This window comes from Arthrobacter sp. 01T428 (assembly GCF_056398685.1).
The window spans coordinates 72,503-90,383 of sequence record NZ_JBFTPW010000018.1; the positions used below are offsets into that span (position 1 = coordinate 72,503).

The 17,881-nt window shown below is 63.8% G+C and carries 14 protein-coding genes and 2 pseudogenes; 7 read left to right on the top strand and 9 right to left on the bottom strand.

Going from position 1 to position 17,881, the window contains the following annotated elements; translation table 11 throughout:
- Nucleotides 1-52 precede the first annotated feature (52 nt).
- The gene (locus AC1DJB_RS17855) at nucleotides 53-1,576 is read left to right on the top strand and encodes an HNH endonuclease (RefSeq protein WP_441433542.1); all 1,524 of its coding nucleotides are present in this window, start codon (nucleotides 53-55) and stop codon (nucleotides 1,574-1,576) included.
- Between the two features lie 125 nt (nucleotides 1,577-1,701).
- Nucleotides 1,702-1,857, top strand: a pseudogene (locus AC1DJB_RS17860) (homocysteine S-methyltransferase family protein); the annotation flags it as partial.
- Between the two features lie 59 nt (nucleotides 1,858-1,916).
- Here the strand turns inward: AC1DJB_RS17860 and mctP are convergent.
- From mctP to AC1DJB_RS17875, 3 genes are all read right to left on the bottom strand, one after another.
- On the bottom strand, nucleotides 1,917-3,614 hold the full coding sequence (gene mctP / locus AC1DJB_RS17865; protein WP_441433543.1) for a monocarboxylate uptake permease MctP: 1,698 nt from the start codon (nucleotides 3,612-3,614) through the stop codon (nucleotides 1,917-1,919).
- On the bottom strand, nucleotides 3,611-3,892 hold the full coding sequence (locus AC1DJB_RS17870; protein WP_284992064.1) for a DUF3311 domain-containing protein: 282 nt from the start codon (nucleotides 3,890-3,892) through the stop codon (nucleotides 3,611-3,613). The genes mctP and AC1DJB_RS17870 overlap by 4 nt, the downstream gene beginning before the upstream one ends.
- 217 nt (nucleotides 3,893-4,109) lie before the next feature.
- A complete protein-coding gene (locus tag AC1DJB_RS17875; protein WP_441433544.1) occupies nucleotides 4,110-6,599 on the bottom strand; it encodes an alkaline phosphatase family protein in 2,490 nt (829 codons plus the stop codon).
- 161 nt (nucleotides 6,600-6,760) lie between these two features.
- Between AC1DJB_RS17875 and AC1DJB_RS17880 the strand changes: the two genes are divergently transcribed.
- Nucleotides 6,761-7,465 carry a hypothetical protein gene (locus tag AC1DJB_RS17880; RefSeq protein ID WP_441433545.1) on the top strand — a complete coding sequence of 235 codons (705 nt, stop codon included), beginning with the start codon at nucleotides 6,761-6,763 and terminating at the stop codon, nucleotides 7,463-7,465.
- Nucleotides 7,420-8,562, top strand: a complete 1,143-nt coding sequence (locus AC1DJB_RS17885) for a molybdopterin-dependent oxidoreductase (protein ID WP_476910612.1) — start codon at nucleotides 7,420-7,422, stop codon at nucleotides 8,560-8,562. The genes AC1DJB_RS17880 and AC1DJB_RS17885 overlap by 46 nt, the downstream gene beginning before the upstream one ends.
- 26 nt (nucleotides 8,563-8,588) lie before the next feature.
- On the opposite strand, the gene AC1DJB_RS17890 is transcribed toward AC1DJB_RS17885, so the two are convergent.
- The 4 genes from AC1DJB_RS17890 to AC1DJB_RS17905 form a co-directional block, all read right to left on the bottom strand.
- A complete protein-coding gene (locus AC1DJB_RS17890) occupies nucleotides 8,589-9,785 on the bottom strand; it encodes a type II toxin-antitoxin system HipA family toxin (protein WP_441433547.1) in 1,197 nt (398 codons plus the stop codon).
- The gene (locus AC1DJB_RS17895; protein WP_284992068.1) at nucleotides 9,785-9,982 is read right to left on the bottom strand and encodes a helix-turn-helix transcriptional regulator; all 198 of its coding nucleotides are present in this window, start codon (nucleotides 9,980-9,982) and stop codon (nucleotides 9,785-9,787) included. Before AC1DJB_RS17895 ends, AC1DJB_RS17890 begins: the two co-directional genes overlap by 1 nt.
- Nucleotides 9,983-10,174: 192 nt before the next feature.
- Nucleotides 10,175-10,498, bottom strand: coding sequence for a DUF6221 family protein (locus AC1DJB_RS17900; protein ID WP_332602963.1), 324 nt, complete (start codon nucleotides 10,496-10,498; stop codon nucleotides 10,175-10,177).
- 47 nt (nucleotides 10,499-10,545) lie between these two features.
- Nucleotides 10,546-11,940, bottom strand: coding sequence for an ammonium transporter (locus tag AC1DJB_RS17905; RefSeq protein ID WP_441433548.1), 1,395 nt, complete (start codon nucleotides 11,938-11,940; stop codon nucleotides 10,546-10,548).
- A 383-nt stretch (nucleotides 11,941-12,323) separates the two neighbouring features.
- Here AC1DJB_RS17905 and AC1DJB_RS17910 point away from each other — a divergent pair, with 383 nt between their 5' ends.
- The 3 genes from AC1DJB_RS17910 to AC1DJB_RS17920 all read left to right on the top strand — a co-directional run bounded on the left by AC1DJB_RS17910 (nucleotide 12,324) and on the right by AC1DJB_RS17920 (nucleotide 14,519).
- Nucleotides 12,324-13,061: a glutamine amidotransferase gene (locus tag AC1DJB_RS17910; protein WP_441433549.1), complete on the top strand. Its 738-nt coding sequence runs from the start codon at nucleotides 12,324-12,326 to the stop codon at nucleotides 13,059-13,061.
- A gap of 28 nt (nucleotides 13,062-13,089) precedes the next feature.
- A complete protein-coding gene (locus AC1DJB_RS17915; RefSeq protein ID WP_441433550.1) occupies nucleotides 13,090-13,395 on the top strand; it encodes a putative quinol monooxygenase in 306 nt (101 codons plus the stop codon).
- 173 nt (nucleotides 13,396-13,568) lie between these two features.
- Entirely contained in the window at nucleotides 13,569-14,519 is a 951-nt protein-coding gene (locus AC1DJB_RS17920) for a serine hydrolase (RefSeq protein ID WP_441433551.1), read from the top strand.
- 1,263 nt (nucleotides 14,520-15,782) lie between these two features.
- Here AC1DJB_RS17920 and AC1DJB_RS17925 read toward each other — a convergent pair.
- Together AC1DJB_RS17925 and AC1DJB_RS17930 are read right to left on the bottom strand one after the other, a co-directional pair.
- Nucleotides 15,783-17,246, bottom strand: coding sequence for an aromatic amino acid ammonia-lyase (locus AC1DJB_RS17925; RefSeq protein WP_441433552.1), 1,464 nt, complete (start codon nucleotides 17,244-17,246; stop codon nucleotides 15,783-15,785).
- A gap of 115 nt (nucleotides 17,247-17,361) precedes the next feature.
- Nucleotides 17,362-17,881, bottom strand: a pseudogene (locus AC1DJB_RS17930) (urocanate hydratase); the annotation flags it as partial.

Consider the following 17,881-nt stretch of genomic DNA (forward strand, 5'->3'; position numbering starts at 1 on the left):
GGGCGTGGTTCTCGGGCCTAATAATGTCAGACCCCTTTGCGAAGCTTTTCCTATGGATGGCAATCGGGGAACACAGCTGATCGGAGCGGTCGCGCCAACCGGCGACGCGGTTCCGGAGGCTGCTGGCCCGTGCCTCCGGGTGCGCGAGTTGATCGATGCCGTGAGATCGCTTCGCCCGGCCGCTGCCTTTGCGCCGTCCGGCGGCACCGAACATGGCGGCTTCGCTGAACTTGCCGACACGGCCGAATTGATTGACCTGCTGCGGGCACTGGAGGATCTGAAGTCAGCGGCCTCAGCCGCGCAGGCCCGGATCGCTGTCACGTTCGATGCCGCCCAGCGCAGCGCCGAGGCGGCGGCAGGTGTGCCAACCGACGAACGCGGCCGCGGCGTGGCCGCCCAGGTGGCTTTGGCCCGGCGGGAGTCGCCCGCCCGCGGATCCCGGCTCTCCGGACTGGCGAAGGCGTTGGTCACAGAGATGCCGCGCACCCTGGCCGCCTTGGAATCGGGACAGCTGAACGAATGGCGCGCCACCCTGTTGGTGAAGGAAACAGCCTGCCTGTCCGCCGAAGACCGCTGCGCCGTGGATGAGGAACTCGCCGCCGACACCGGAACCTTCGACGGCGCCGGAGACAAGGCCATCATCGCCGCGGCGCGGGCCGCGGCCTACCGGCGCGACCCCCGCTCCGTCACGCAACGCTCGGCCCGTGCCGCCGAGGAACGTCACGTGTCCCTGCGCCCGGCCCCGGACACCATGACCTACCTGACCGCCCTGCTTCCCGTCGCCCAAGGCGTGGCCGTGCACGCGGCCCTGACCCGGCACGCCGACACCCTGCGCTCAACCGGGGACACGCGGACCCGGGGGCAGATCATGGCCGACGCGCTCGTCGAACGCATCACCGGCACCCCCGGCGGGATCAGCGGGGTTGAGGTCCAGCTCGTCATGACCGACCGCACCCTGTTCCAAGGCGAGAGCGAACCGGCCCGGCTCCCCGGCTACGGCATCGTGCCTGCTGGTTGGGCGAGGACACTACTCAGCACCACCGGCAACACCAAGGATGGCCGGTCCGGCCAGGACCAAGCCGAAGAGACGCACGACTTCACGGTCTGGCTCCGTCGCCTGTTCACGGCCCCCGGAACCGGTGAACTCGTCGCCGTCGATTCCCGGTCCCGGTTTTTCCCGCCCGGGCTGCGGCGCTTCATCCAGGCCCGCGACGACACCTGCCGGACACCCTACTGCGACGCACCGATCCGCCACTTCGACCACATCATCCCCTGGCACGACGACGGCCCCACCAGCCTGCACAACGGGGCGGGTCTGTGCGAGGCATGCAACCACACCAAAGAACTCAACGGCTGGACAGCACAAACCAGACCAGCAAAAACCAGGACAGCAAGAACCAGCCCCGGGACACGGCATGTCCTCGACATCCTCACCCCCACCGGACATACCTACCGATCCACAGCACCACCCCTGCCAGGAACGCGTTTGAACGGAGACCCGCCCGTCATGGCGGCACACTATTTCGGGGACCTGTTTAACCGGCGCCACCAACGCGAACTACGCCAACCAGCCTAGGCAAACAAACCCGGCAGAAGGATCGTAGGCTCAAGCTATGGAAAGCAAGGGCAGCCGCAGCGCCAGCTTGTCGTGCCTGCTCGATTCGGGTGCAAACCTGACAGTGGATGGTGCTCTCGCCACCGGAGTATCGGGGCGACTACGTCCTCACCCAGCGCGAGTTCAAGGAGTTCCACCGGCCGCGGATGGGGGCGCTGGTGGAGGCGCGGGTGGACTTGCTGGCCTGTGAGACGTTGCCTTCCTTCGCGGAGGCTGAGGCCCTTCTGGCGCTCGTGCCGGACGACACCGCGGGATATCGCTGCTGTGGCAATGTCGATGAAGCGCTAGCGAGCAGATCCGGTCAGAACGTGCCGCCTCCCGTTTCGCCCAGTGGGTACTCGCGTTGGAGCTGGGCAACCTTGGGATCGTCCTCGTCAGCCCCGTAGTCCGAGTTCCGGGTGATGTCCTTCCCGTCGGGAAGTTTCATCGCGCGGAAGACCAGCGATAGGACGGCAGCGACAATGAGGTTGATGGCAAACGCGACGACCGCGATGTAGACCTGCACATTGGTGCCCGGGATGGCTGCGATGGAGCCGCCGAAGTTAGCCTTCGTCACGGGGTTGACCACGTTGTATGCAGCGACGGTGCCGTAGATGATCCCGGCGACCCACCCTGCGAACAGCGCCCAGCGGTGGAACCATCGGGTGTAGAGCCCAGCCACGATCGCCGGGAAGGTCTGCAGGATCCATATACCGCCGAGGAGCTGCATATTGATGGCGGCGGACTGGTCCATGGCGATGACGAAGATCAGCGCCCCGAACTTCACCACGAGCGAGGCGATCTTGGAGACCTTCGCTTCCTGCCGCGGGTCGGCGTCGGGCCGGATCAGGTCGCGGTAGATATTGCGGGTGAACAGGTTGGCGGCAGCGATCGACATGATGGCCGCCGGGACCAAGGCGCCGATGGCGATAGCCGCCAAAGCGATCCCTGCAAACCACGAGGGGAAGTTGTCCAGGAATAACTGCGGAACTACAAGCTGTGGATTGACGGCACCGTTCAGGTCTATCGGCTTGGTGCCCGCAGAGATTGCCGCGTAACCCAGGAGGGCGAGGAATCCCAGCATAAGCGAGTACAGCGGAAGGACGGCGGCGTTCTTGCGGATGGTGTTCCTGCTCTTCGTCGCCAGGACTCCAGTGACCGAGTGCGGGTACATGAACAGCGCCATGGCCGAGCCAAGGGCCAGCGTCCAGTATGCCGAGTAACTGGCGGCACCCGGGATGAAGACGCCGGCGGGCTTGCCCGTGGCCGGGCTGACGGCGTCGAGTTTCGTCTGGGCTGCACCGAAGATGTTGTCCCAGCCCCCGAACTTGATCGGCAGGTAGATCACAGCGACGATGACCGCGAGGTAGATCAGCAGGTCCTTCACGACGGCGATGAGCGCCGGCGCCCGAAGGCCCGAGGTGTAGGTGTAGGCGGCCAAGACCACGAATGCGATGATCAGCGGTAAGTCAGTCAGCAGCACATTCTCAGCGCTCCCGAGGCCCAGCACGGTGAGCACCGCCTTGATGCCGACCAGTTGCAGCGCGATATAGGGCATGGTCGCAACGATGCCCGTGAGGGCCACCGCAACCGTCAGCGCCCTGCTGCCATAGCGCCCGCCAACGAAGTCCGCCGGCGTGACGAAGCCATGCCGGTGCGAGACCGACCACAAACGGCTCATCAGCAGGAAGACGATCGGGTAGAGCACGATCGTGTACGGCACCGCGAAGAAACCGCTCACGGCGCCAGTGGCCCACATCGCCGCCGGCACCGCCACGAACGTGTAGGCCGTGTAGAGGTCCCCGCCCAGGAGGAACCACGTCACCCAGGTTCCGAAACCGCGGCCACCGAGGCCCCACTCATCGAGGCTGTGCAGGCCCGTTTCCTTGCCAGCGCGCCATCGCGCCGCGAAGAAGCCCAGCACCGCCACCAGGATAAAGAGCACGACGACGACGGTGAGCGCGACGCCGTTGACGGGCCGATCCCCCGTGGTCGCCAGAGGGACGGCGAGCCCGCTCATTGTTCTTCCTCCCGAGTGCGTGCGCCCCGCGCGACCTCGCGGCGGCGACGGTCTTCCTTGGTTACCAGCCGGTAGGAGACGCCCACCATGGCCGCGGTGATCGGAACCCAGAGCATTTGGTACCAGTAAAAGAAGGGCATACCTGCGAGCCGCGGCTGGTCAATCGAATACGCCGGGACGAACAGCGGAACCAGAATGGAGATGGCCAGCAGGATTCCGGCCGCAATATACGGACCGGGCCTTGCGGGCCCCCGGGTTGGCACATCGGGAGTTGACATGGACGCCTCCTCGTAGAGACGGCCCCCGGAGCGGGATGGGCTTCCCGGGACGTGCCGGTGGCCTGGCGGACCATATTTGTACCGGTCCATCAACAGAATAGATTCTGGACTAATTCTTTGACAGGGGAGTGTGCCCGTTTTTTATCCAAGGCTCAGCGCAGGCGCGGCGAAGGGCGGCCACCCGATTCTGGTGACCGCCCTGCCAAAGAGGATCTGGCTAGCCGTCAGGATCCTTCGCAGCCGGCTGGCTGCTGGAACCGGAGCCGATCACGCTGTGTTGGGGTTCGGGCATCTTCGAGTCAGCACCGTTCACTGACTGCCAGATGGACTTATTGAACAGCTGCTCATCGATCTTGTCTTCGGTGGCAGTGTCTTGGGTGGCCACCTGCGGGGCCATCGGAGCGTTTGCCCCGTTGACGGTGGTCATGTCGTAGCTGGGCTTGAGCGCGGTGTACGGCGTGTTGTCAGGCTTGGCCGTGAACGATGCGTTCATGGGAGTGGCGAACGCGTCGAACTGGGTCAGCGGACCGATGCCGGCAATGAGGCCGATGGTACGGACCATTGACGCCGTGCTGTAGAAGGTCGAATCGACTTTCCCTGTCTGGGTGTAGGGGCTGATGGCCAGCGCCAAGGTGCGGTGCGCATCCACATGGTCCGGGCCGTTCTGAGCGTCATCCTCCGTGACGAAGATGGCGGTGTCCTTCCAGGCGGAAGAGTGGGACACGGTGTCCACCAGCTTGCCGAGCGCGTAGTCGTTGTCCGCGACATAAGCCTTTGGCGTGGGGGCGCCAACACGGGTGGCTTGGGTGTGGTCATTCGGCAGGCGCACGAACTGGACCGTGGGAACCGTTCCGGATGTCACTTGGGACTGGAAGTCGTTGGCCCATTCTTCAATACGTGGGGTACCGCAGCCAGGCTTCAGCGGCGCGAACGATCCCGCCGAATCAGGGCAGTTCAGGTCGTAACCGTGGTAGTTGTGGTCGGTCTGCGCATCCAGGACGGGGTCCGCGGCGTTGAACGTGCCGGCATTATTGGAAACGTAGAAGCCGTAGTTGCGGAAACTGATGCCTGCCTTGGCGAGCCGCTGCCAGACATACGTGTTGTCAGGCTGTTGGGCCGCGATTTCAGGGGCATTTCCTTCGCTGGGATACGGTGCCTTGCGACCCGAGTAGTTGGCCGGCCACATCTGCTCGGCGTACGGGTTCGAGTTGGCAGAGGCCACCCAATTCCATCCGTTGGCGCTCACTTCAGCATCGGCGTAGAAGTTGTCAATGGTGGTGAACTTCTTGGAGAGGGCCCGCATATTCGGTGCGGACTCATCGCCGAAGAGGTTCAGTGAGGGATCCCCGTTGCCCTTGCCGAGGCTCCCAAGCACCTGGTCGTAGGTGCGGTTTTCCTTGACCACGTAGATCACGTGTTTGATGGGACTCTCTTGGCCGGGTTGGCGCGGGATGATGTTGCCGCCGGCGGTGTCCGGGCGATTGTTGTTTTTGACCTGCTCGGTGGCCTTCTGCAGCTGACCGCCCTCCGGCACGCTGAAACTGCTCAGTGTGCCAACGATCATCGATCCGCTGTACTGGTTTTCGGCGGCCGGAGCGGTTGACTCGGGGTTTGGGTGGCCAGGTCCGTTGTTTGGCCCGGCGCCTAGCCCTTTCGCGTTGGTGACATGCAATGTCCCGCCGCGGAAGGCCAGCGAACTCGGGTACCAGCCCACGGGCACCACACCAGCGACTGCCTTCTGGGCGAGGTCGACGACGGCGACGTCGTTGTTACCGGAGTTGCTCACGAACAGGCGGTGGCCGGCTTCGTCCAAGGCCAGTCCGGTGGGATTGGTTCCCACCGGTGCGCCCTTTTCAGGTGCGACGCTGATATTCGTGCTTGTACCGGCGGCGGTGTCGACAACCGAGACGGTGTCGTCGTCGCCGTTGGCAACGTAAAGCGTGTGGCCGTCCTTCGATAGGACGGATTTGTTGGGATGGAGACCCACCGTGACGGTGCGGGAAACCTTCGGTTCGGCGCCTGTGATGTCCACCGCGGAGATGTCCGAGGCGCCCTGGTTGGTGACGAACGCCGTCGTGCCGTCCGGGGAAACGGCGACCGAAAGCGGCCGGTGACCGGCTGGCGTCGTCGAGACGTTTCCGGTGGCGAGGTCGACGACGGACACGGCGTCAGCGAGCTGATCTGCGACAACCAGCCGCTTGCCGTCGGGCGTGATCGCCAATCCGGCCGGAAAGAGATTGACTGCCTTACCCGCGGGCGTCGTGGTGGGTAGCTGGATGGGCGCCCCTTCGGCCAGCTTGCCGCCGGAGTAGCCGTAGGTGCGGATCTTGGAGTTTGCTGCCGCGCTGGCGTAAAGCTTGGTGCCGTCGGGGCTCCACGCCAAGCCCATGTAGAGGGATTCCGGGGACTTGTAGGAGATGGTCTGGTCTACCTCGTGGTCTGCGAGATCCACGAGTTGCAGCGACTGCGTACCTTGACCGTTGTTCGTGACGGCGAGCCGCTTGCCGTCGGGGGAGATGGCGGAGTTCAGCGGGAGGTCCCCAAGTGAGGTCTGCTGTCCGGTCGGCGTGACGCGCATGCCGATTGAAGTGACTGCCGTTCCGTCCTCGTGGGGGCCGGCGAAGGTGGAGACCGCCGCGAACGCAGCGCTGCCGACCAGCACACAAGACAATGTTCCGATGATGACCGGGATTGTTTTGAATTTCATGGTCCCAAAGCTAGGAGCCCCGAAACACGTTGGTCCGACTCACAGGGAACCATCAGCTAAATCATCAGTGAACTGATGAAGCGGGGCGGGACAGTGTGGATTCGCCAAGGGCGACGATCCAGTTTCATCATCCAACCCCGCCGGGGTCTAGGCTCGGCCTCATGACAGCTGACAAACCGATGCCGCAGGATCCGATGCAGGACCCGCAGCGGAGGGGTCCGACGTCGCAAGCCGGACCCGGTGCCGAGGGCAGCTTCCGGAGTGAATTGAAGCGCGGGGAGGACGTCATCGACCCGATGACCTTCGCCGGTTCGCTTCCGCAGGATCGCGGCATCGCCCCGCGTGTTCGGATCAGCCCCACCAAGTGGTTCAATCTGCTCTGGTTGATTCCGATCGGCTTCGTGCTGCTCATCGTCGCGGTCGCCGTCGCGAAAGGGATCCGCGGGCTGCCGCCCGTCGAGTCGTTCCTGAAGACCTATCCGGGAGCCTCAAAGCTGCCGGAGGGCGCCCCCGTCGGCTTTCCAGCCTGGCTGGGTTGGCAATACTTCCTCAACATGTTCTTCCTGATCTTCATCATCCGTTCGGGTGCACAGATACTCACGGACCACCCGCGACTCTATTGGACGCGACATTCGACGCCGGGACGGGATTGGTTCCGGGTACAGAAGCCAGTACCCGAAGATCCACTGTGGACGGCTAAGAAGGATTCGATCAGCCTCCCTCTGCAGGTCGGCCTGCCAGGGCTACGGCACTCGATCGGGCTCGCGCGCTGGTGGCACCTTGGGATACGCTATGGCTGGTCAACGGAGTCGTCTTTTTCGTGCTGTTGTTCGCGACGGGCCAGTGGATGCGCATGGTCCCGCTGAGCTGGGACGTCATCCCCAACTCGATCTCGGTTGTCATCCAATACCTCTCCTTGGAATGGCCTACCGAGAGCGGATGGACCAACTACAACAGCCTGCAACTGATCGCCTACTTCATCACGATCTTCATCGCTGCACCCCTGGCCCTCATCACCGGGCTAGGCATGTCCCCGGCGCTCTCCACGCGGTTTCGGCGTATCAGCTCGGTCTTCAACATCCAGATGGCACGTTCCTTGCACTTCCTGGTGCTGTGCTGGTTCCTGTTGTTCATCGTCCTTCACGTGGCTCTGGTTCTCACTACCGGGGCGCTGGAGAACCTCAACCACATGTACGCGGGGCGCAACGACCAGTCTTGGACGGGGTTCTGGATTTTCGCTGCCTCGATGGTGGTCATCATCGTCGGCTGGGTCGCTGCTACTCCGCTCACCATTCGGCATCCGCGGCTCGTCCAGAGGGCCGGTTACGCCCTTATCGGCCCGGCACAGCGGTTGTTCGAGCACATCGACTCACGCCCGGGGCAGTACACGGAGAAGGACATCTCGCCGCGCCTCTGGCTGAACGGCCAGTATCCCGAATCCGACGAGTACAAGAATCTCTTTGACAACGATTTCCGGGACTACCGCTTGCGCATCAACGGGCTCGTGGGCAATCCGGTCGAGTTGAGCCTCGCCGAGCTGCGAGCAATGGATTACCACGAGCAGATTACGCAACACTTCTGCATCCAGGGCTGGTCGGGAGTAGCCAAATGGGGAGGGGTGTCGATGCAGGCCATCCTCGACTTGGTCAAGCCGGCACCCGAAGCAAAGTGGGTGGTGTTCTATTCGTTGGGTGAGGGGCCGGATGAGGGCGACTACTACGATGCGCATCCGATCGAGCAGATGGGCTATCAGCTCACCATGCTCGCCTATGACATGAACGGCGCGCCGCTGTCGTACGGACACGGGGCGCCACTTCGGCTGCGCAACGAAGTGCAGCTCGGCTTCAAGATGGTCAAATGGATCAAGGGCATCGAGTTCGTAGCGGACTTCTCCGACGTGGGTGGCGGATTCGGCGGCTACAACGAAGACTACGAGTTCTTCGGATACCGGCAGTCGATCTAGCAGGCCTCAGAGTGTGGGTGCGCCAGTCAGCCCGCCAGCTCTCCTCTCCGGAACCTCAACTCCCGCAGGGCGCCTCGGAGCGGTGACCCAGTGAACGGTAGGTCCTCCAACTTGACCTTCCCAGAGGCTGACAGGGCCAATGTATTTGCGGCGGTTGCGGCGCGTTGTGGTAGGCCGAGGGCGAACGCGAAATCGGCCCAGTGCTTCGCCTTGAGGTTTTTGGTTTTCCCGGACAACGGCAACGCGAGCGAGTCGTCTCCGTATAACAGCGTGCATGGAATGTCATAGATCGGGGCCATAACGAATCCTCCGTGCCGGTCCCCGAGGATCGAGAGATTCTTGGCATGGAGATCGCCGTTCCCGGTCAGCCAGGCAAAGACGAACTGCAGGTACAGATTGCGGCTTGCCACGAGTGGGGCCTTGCACTGCCCGGCCAGCGCAGCAGCGACGTCCTCCGACGTCACGGAATGCTTGGAAGCCGGTGGCAGGCCCATGACCTGGGCTCCGTCTTCCATGGGTAGGCGCACCCAGGAGCGATCCTTGTCCTGCACGCGGTCGAAGCGTTCCACCAGCAACCCAGGCAGCCCGTGCATGTCGGCGATGATATGGCTCTTCGCTACAGGGATCTTGAGATCCTTGGCGGCGGAAAGGTGCAGCGCTTCGTTTACCAGCAAGTGTGCGTGGTTGGGCGGGTCGAGTTTGAGCAGATACCGCTGCCCCCGGAGAGACAGTGGCGTGGTCAGCATGGAGGCACTTGCCTTGTCCTGCACTCCGGGGATGGCATGGCGGTCCACTGCATTGGCGAGGGCGGCAAAGTCCAATTCCTCGGGCCTGGATGTGTCGGCAAGGGGTGCCGGTTCGGTGGGAATTTCGCCGCTAGGGACCACTTGGACGTCTCCTGGCACGTCGGCGCCGACTGCGAGCAGGAGGGTGAGTTCGTCGTCGAAGCTGGTTTTGGTAGCGTCCCTGAGCACGCTCAGCCGATGCCCCTCCGGCAGCAGGCCCGCGAAGAACGGCGGAAGAGCGCCAGCGGGAGTCTCGACGGGATGGTCCGTCACGGGCAGCGAACTGGCAACCGCGGGCAAACCGGATGTCAGGTACTCCGCCGCGTAGGAAAAACTGACCCCGCCCTGGCCAGTGCGGGCAAGGTGGCCCGCCAGGACGCCGCCTTTGTGAACGTCCGCTGCACGAACGAACTTCAACTCCTCGAAATCGTCGGCCATCAGACTGCTGCCATGTGCAGGCCGACGGCGTTGGCTACGGCCACGACGGCCCCCAGCGAAGGATTTCCGGTGGCGGTCTCAATCGCCCGCACGGTCCTTTCGGAAGTCCCGGCAAGGTCGGCAAGGTCAGCTTGCGTGATTCCAGCCTCTTTGCGGGCTTTCCGGATGGTGGCCGCAATCGCCGCTAGGTCTTCCACGAGTCTCCGATGATCCGGCACGATGTTGCCGATTTGACAGTATTCTTGGTCAATTCTGAACCATTTTGCCAAGATCGGCAAGATGCTGCCGAAAGTAATGATTTTGCTTGTTGTGAAGCCGTCAAAACCTCATTTCGGCAAGATCTTGCCGATTTGTGCTTGGAAGCCTAGTCCGCGATGGGCGGGCCGGGGCTACGTCCCCGCCAGCCATTCCGGTTCGAAGTCCGGATGGTCCGAATAGGGCAGCGCGAGGGCATTCAGAGATTTCGTGGTCCATTCGATCGATTCCGGGATCCACTGGGGGGTGTCCCCAAGCGTGCCGCGAACCATCGTGGCCAGGGCCGTCTGCCGTGCGGATTCCACGATGCTGAGCAGCCTTCTTTTTGATTCGCATTCCAAGAGAAGGCGCCGCTCGTACCATTTGCCCGCCTCGGAGACGGAACGGTCGCCGAGGAGTTTCCGCGCCGCAGCCTCGTCCTCGTCCAGGCGGTCCGAGAGGAAATCGACGATATCCACAAGTTGAGCGTACGCGTCCCCTGCAGTGGCGGAAATGCCCGCCTCGCCTAAGCCGGGTCGGTTTGCTTTTCGCGCTGGAGCTGGACGGCGGCGGCGGGCGACGAGGCGACGGCGGCGGCACGGGCTGAAACCGGGGCGGCGGTGGCTCGGGCGGCAACCGGGATGTTGACGAGGGGGAGGGCAGCAACGTGCGGGATGGCGTTGAAATGGCTCCGGGACATGCTGCCGAACTCGTAGGCGGTCTCGGCGTGCTCGGACAAGTCCACGCCAGCCACCTCGGCTTCGTGGCTGACCCGGAATCCAACGGTCTTGTGGATGACCAGGGCGATGATCGCCGTCATGATTCCAGATACTGCAAGGGTGACCAGAATGGCGACGATCTGCGCCACGAGCTGCTGGAGTCCGCCTCCGTAAAACAGTCCTCCGCCCTTGCCGTTTACCGGCAGCGCGATGAATCCGAGCGCGAGCGTGCCCACGAGCCCGCCACCAAGGTGGACGCCCACGACGTCGAGGGAGTCATCGAAGCCGAACTTGTGTTTCAGGTCGACAAACACGGCGCAGGCTGCGCCGGCCACCAGACCCAGGCCAAGGGCTGCGGCAGGAGCCACGTTGGCGCAGGCCGGAGTGATAGCCACGAGGCCGGCAACGACGCCGGATGCGGCGCCCAAGGATGTGGGGTGGCCGTGCCGGATCTTCTCGGTGACCAACCAGCTGAGCATGGCACCAGCCGGGGCTACAAGGGTGTTGACCCAGATCAAGCCGGCCTGCGCCGACGTCGTGGCCGCGCCGGCATTGAAACCGAACCAACCGAACCACAAGAGGCCGGCGCCAAGCATGATGAAGGGGAGGTTGTGCGGGCGGTGGTTCGGGTCTTTTCCAAAGCCGTGCCGCTTGCCCAGGATCAACGCTAGGACAAACGCGGCGGCGCCGGAGCTGATTTCCACCACTGTGCCACCTGCGAAGTCAATCACCTGGCCGAAGACCGAGCTGATGGCTCCGCCGGGGCTGAGCAGGCCGCCGCCCCAGACCATGAAAGCCAAGGGACAGTACACGAGGGTGATCCAGATGGGGACGAAGATGACCCAGGAAGTGAATTTGGCGCGGTCGGCGATAGCGCCGCTGATCAAGGCCACGGTGACGATAGCGAACGTAGCGCTGAAGCCGAGCTTGATGAGATCGGTGGAACCGACCAAGTCCGCCGAGCCGAAGCTGCTGAACGGGTTACCGAAGATCCCCAGTACGCTCTTGCCGCTGATCATCGAGTAGCCCCACAGGATCCACACGGCGCCTACGATTCCCGCGGAGATGAAGCTCATCATGATCATGTTGAGGGAGGCCTTGGCCCGGGTCATGCCGCTGTAGAAGAGGCCGAGTGCCGGGGTCATGAGCAGTGCAAGTGCCGCCGACACCATCACCCAAACGTTTTCCGCAGTGATATCCACGTGCGTTTCCCTTCTTATCGGAATGCCTAGGAGGGCCGCCGTAGCGTGGCCCCGTTCTTCCCCTGCCCAATATTTCCGGTTCCGTGTTTCAAGCAATGCGAGGAAAAATTGCGGGGACGTTACATAACTTGACTCGGCGTGAAGAACGCATGACGGGCATGTTTCGGGAATGTTAACGGCCCCCCGGCGGGGACGCGAGGCCACCTGGAGAGGGTGGCGGGGATCCCCGTGATTCCGCGGATTCCCGAGTCAACGGAGGTGAAATCCTTTCACCCGGCCGGAATTCGGGACATTTCTCGCACGTGAACGGCGGCTCACCGCCCCGAAAAGGATGTTTCAGCCGAACGCTGGCGCGTCACGGGTACCGGGCGCACACTTAGCCTGTGAAGCCGTTTCTCCTGCTCGCATCTCGCGCCGAAGACGCCGCCGCCGAGGAAGAGTACCAGGCGTATCTTCGTTTTGGAGGGCTCGCTCCCGAGCAGCTACAGCGCATCCGAATGGAGGCGGCGCCCCTGCCGCCGCTCAGGCTCTCCGACTATTCCGGCGTGATCGTGGGAGGCAGCCCCTTCACTTCGAGCGACTCGCCGGAGCACAAGAGCCCGGTCCAGAAACGGGTGGAGAAGGAACTCGCGCAGTTGCTGGACACGATTGTTGCCGCCGACTTTCCCTTCCTGGGGGCCTGCTACGGAGTGGGAACCTTGGGACTTCACCAGGGGGCCGTGATTGACCGTACCTATGGTGAAGGACTCGGCGGGGTAACCATCAAACTCACAGCGGAGGGCATCCAGGACCCGCTCCTCCAAGGCATATCCGAGCGCTTTGTCGCCTTTACCGGCCATAAGGAAGCCTGCACGGTCCTGCCGGGGCACGCGGTGTTGCTGGCTGGTTCGGCCGCCTGCCCGGTGCAGATGTTCCGGATCAAGAAGAACCTTTATGCCACTCAATTCCATCCGGAGCTCGACGCCGAAGGCCTCGTCACACGGATCGACACCTATCGCCACGCCGGATACTTCCCGCCTGAGGCTGCTGAGCAGCTGATGGCCGACGCCCGGAAGATCACCGCGACCGAACCAATGAAGATCCTCGGCAACTTTGTCCGCCGGTACGAGATTCCCCAATAACGTCGGAGGAATGAAGCACAATGGGCCCATGACTTTTGCAAACGTAGGAAGCCTCGGCACGAAACCCGGCCAACGCGACGCCGTTGTATCCATCCTGCTCAGACCGAAACCGGAGCTCCGGGGCGCGGGCTGCCTCCTCTACGAGGTGGGCGTCAACGAAGAATCGCCGGACACGGTCTTTGTCTGCGAACTCTGGGAATCGGCGGAAGCACACCAAGGTTCGCTGAAGCTGGACAGCGTCCGGGCCGCGATAAGTGAGACGATGCCACTGCTGTCCGGTGAGATGGGCGGCACCCGGTTCACGGTATTGGGCTCGCCGATCCGTGACGCCTGATATTCACCCAGGCGACACGTGGCTGATGGACAGGATTTTCATAGCTCTCACATAGCTGCAGTAGCTACGGTTGGTTCATTATGGAAGAGCGAGAGCCCCGTCGTCCCGGCCAAGGGTCCGGACGAAAGAGAAGTCGGTGGAACAGCTGGAGTCCCCGCCGACGTCGATCGGCCTTGCTGACAGCCTTCGCGGCCATTCTGGCCTTGACCCTGACGGCCACGGTCTACTCGGCTGCGCATGCCCGCTCATCCGTCTCCCGAACCGTATCGGCGGTAGCCAGCGCCACGCCGTCGGCAGCTGTTCCAACCGCCTCCCCGACGGCAGCGGCCCCGACGACGGCAGCCGCCGCACCGCCGTCGACCGCGGCCGAGACTCCGAGCGCCGCCCCAGCCGTCGCCGCTCCCGCAGCCGCAGCGCCGGCCGCGCCGGCTACCGGCGTGACTCCCGCGTTGGACTCGGAGATCAACGCCATCATCGACGCGAACAGCCAGTACCAGATTGGCGTCACCCTGATCGACCTGTCCGATGGCTCGAGCCATCAGTACGGGGTCCAGGCGCCGTTCGAGGCAGCAAGCACCGCAAAGGTCCTGGCTGCCGCCGCGTACTATCACCTCGTCGAAACGGGCGTAGTGTCCCTTGACGATCCCTTGGGCGACTACACGGCTGGATTCCAGATCAAAGAGATGATCCAGGACAGCGACAACGACTCCTGGTCCTTGATCATGGACGCGGTTGGCTTTTCGGAACTCCAGTCCTATGCCGCTTCGATCGGCGTCAGCTATGACCCCATGAACAACACGCTGACTCCAAGCGAAATGGCAAGCATCATGGCCGGGCTCTACGGCGGGAAGCTGTTGAACCAGCAAGACACCGCACAGCTTTTGTCCTACATGCAGAACACCAACTACGAATCGCTCATCCCCGCCGCGGTGCCAGCCGGAATCACTGTTTTCCACAAGTACGGACTGCTCGACGACGAACTCCACGACGCCAGCATCCTCACCAACGGGACCAACTCCTACGCCTTCGTGGTCTACACCAAAGGCCAGGACGAGAGCGATATCCCGGCCCGCACCGACATCTTCCACCAGCTCACCCAGGCTGTGGTGAACGCCCTGTTCTAAAGGGAGGCGTTCCTACCTTCAGCATCATGACGCCGGCCGTGCAGTCAGATTGACTGCGCGGCCGGCGTCCTTGTTCCCTTATGGGCGCTGAGCGCCTGTCGCGATGCTATCTATATACCTCCCTTCTGCATGGGGTCGGGCCAATTTCCTATGATCCGGCCGGTTGATGTCTTCGTGGCCCGGATTGCGTGGTTGCTACTGATTTGGACTTGCATTGTCTTTCTCCTGACTGAGACTTGGTCCCGCGCTGTTTAGCGCGGATGGTCGTGCCTGCCACGGGGACAGGGTTGACCTGTTCAGTCGGGAGTTGACCCCGGATCGAACGCAGGTTCGGCTGGGGGGACTTGCCCACCGTCGGGGACGGGGCTTCTGTGGAGCGGTGGCGCCAGTGCACGTTGTTCAGGGAGGTCCGCCGCGCCGTTGGCGGCCGAGCCGCCTTGCGATTCCGACGTCGAGCCAGACTCTTGGGGCGGTGCCACCGGAGGGACCTGTTTGCCGGGCGGAGGGCCGCCCGGAAGCTGAGGCATTTCCGTCGTCGCCAGCACTGCCGGGGGCAGGACAACGAGGTCGGCCAGAATGAATCCGGGGATCCGCATGCTCGTCGCCGCTCCGCGTCCGGGGATTGGCAAAAGCGTGGGATATGCCAACGCGTGTTCGCTTTCGGCCCGAGCCCTCAACGGAATGCCTGGGACTGCGCCGATTGGAAGGCCTCGTCCCGGAGGATCCAGGACACCAGGCAATGGCGGCAATGGCGGCGGCAAGGCCGGCCCTGGAGGCAGTTGGGGTACCGAAGGCAACCCGGGCAACGCCGGAATTGTGCCGACCACCGTATCAACCAAGGAGCTCGCGGGATCGGTGAGCGCGGTCACAAGGCGAGTCGCCGTGGAGCCGGGCAGTTGGCTGACCACGGTTCCGGGAAGGGCAGACACTTGCGTCGGACTAGGAATGGCGGACAACAGGCTGTGGGCCACTGGCCCGATCGGATCGGGCAACGGGGACGGGAGCAGGGAGGATGAAAGGGGAATGGTTGGAGCTGAGGGAACGGCAGGGACAGCCGGAATCGTCGGCAGGACGCTAGCTGCCTGCGAAGGACCGGCCAGCCATAGCAACCACGCCAATGCGCCAAAAACGGCGAGAAGAACGGGGCGAACCAAAGAAACGCGACGGCACCCCAGAGACCCAGCCAAACACGCCACCTCCCCAGTGCGGTGTTTGGATATTAAGGTACGCCCGTCCGGGGCGACAGTAAATAGCTAAGCACGCTTAGTGACCGAACTCCGGAAGGGTCGCCAGGTGGGACGCGGCATCGACGTCGGGGCGGAGATCCCGGTCCTGCACGTCGGCGGGCAACGATAGACCGGCGTCGAAGGCTTTTCGGAACCGAGGACTCGTAAATTCTCCTCGTGTCCTGCCCTGCAGCCTGAGCGCCCGCGATGCGCAAAGGAGTTCGATGCCAACCACCGTAGAAAGCGCCCGCACGGTGGAATCCATGCGGGAGCTGGCCACGCTCGCGAAGCTGGCATCCTCTTCGGCGCCCAACGAGAGCACCACGGTTTGCAGGCTCACGGGCTGGGCATTGGCCCGAATTCGGCCCACCGCTGCGGCTGCCACGTATTCCAGCATCATGACGCCGGACTGGCCGGCGTCGTCGCCCGCAAGGAATCGGTGCAGGCCGGTGTACGCCGGGTCGCAGAGCAAGCTGATCCTCCGAAGGTTCGTGGCGCACGCCGCACCGATGGCCAGTTCCAGGGCATCAATGCGGCGGGCGAGGCTGGTCATCTGGAAGAGGCCGTGGTGGGCTACTCCATTGCTGCCCTCCTCTGCGGAACCGAACACTAGGGGGTTTTCATGACCGGCCACAACCAAGCGTTCCAAAAGGGTACCGAGCGCGTCCAACTCCTCGACCACCGAGCCGAGGGCCTGAGGCAGGGTGCGCAAGCAGTACGGGTCCTGGATCCTCGCCGGCGCACCGCTGCCTTCCACGAGGCCGAGCAGAACCCCAGCCACCTCGGTGACTGCGGGCGAATCAGCTGCCCGCGCGACTTCAGGGCTCAATGCCTCGGGATTCCCGGACATTGCAGCGAAGGACAAGGCGCTCACCGTGGTCAGGTTTTCCACGAGCGTGGCGAGTCTTTGGTGGGCGAGTGTGGCCTGGGCGATAGTGAGCGCGCTGGAGCTGATGAAGGGAAGTGCGTCCTCGGTGGCCCAGGTTTCCAGCGGCGCGGGGACGTCCTTGCCCTCCATGGTGGGGCGCTCACCGAGGAGGGTGAGGGCCGTTCCCGCCAGCGCAGCCAGGTCCGCTGTGCCGATTCCGCCGAATTCCCGCACCTCCGGCAAAGCGTCGGCGTTGAGCATGTCCACCACTGCGTCGGCCACAGATGGGCTGATGCCGGACGAGCCCGCGGCAAGCTGCGAGAGCCTGATGACAAGCATGGCCCTGACGGTTTCCTGGTCAAGGACGCGTCCGGCGTCGACGGCATGGCTGCGCAAGAGGTTCAAGCCGTGGACGTTGGCGTCCTTGTTCGCGGCGTCCAGTGCCACGGAGCGGTTGGCCCCGACGCCTGTTGACCGCCCATAGACGGGTCGGGACAGTGCCGTCGCACGAGCGGACCGTTGGGATGCGGCCATCCGGTCAACCGCCGACGGCGCCAACGTCACCTTTGTTCCGCCCCCTGCCACGGCCGCGATGTCGGCCAGCTGCAGCCGTTTGCCGTCGATTTCGATCATGGAAGTGATCCTTCCTCAGATGTGCAGTTGACCTTCCCAACTAGCTTGCAGTTGTTGTCGTTTTGGGGTCCCATAACGACATCTAATGCGAGTTAGTTGGGGGTGTGGGGTCTGGTTAGTTGGTTTCCGTCATGGTCGGGTTCATGGGGATGCGGACGCCGCGTTCGTGGGCGACTTCGATGGCGCGGTCGTAGCCGGCGTCGGCGTGGCGGATGACGCCCATGCCGGGGTCGTTGGTGAGGAGGCGTTCGAGTTTCTGGGCGGCGAGCTCGGTGCCGTCGGCGACGGAGACCTGGCCGGTGTGGATGGAGCGGCCGATGCCCACGCCGCCGCCGTGGTGGATGGAGACCCAGGTCGCCCCGGAGGACGCGGCGGTCAGGGCGTTCAGCAGGGGCCAGTCGGCGATCGCGTCGGAGCCGTCCTTCATGGACTCCGTTTCCCGGTACGGGGAGGCCACGGAGCCGGAGTCCAGGTGGTCCCGGCCGATCACGATCGGGGCCTTGACCTTGCCCTCGGCGACGAGCTGGTTGAACAGCAGCCCGGCCTTGGCGCGTTCCCCGTAGCCGAGCCAGCAGATCCGGGCCGGGAGGCCTTCGAACTCGACCCGTTCGGCGGCGGCGTCGAGCCATTTGTGC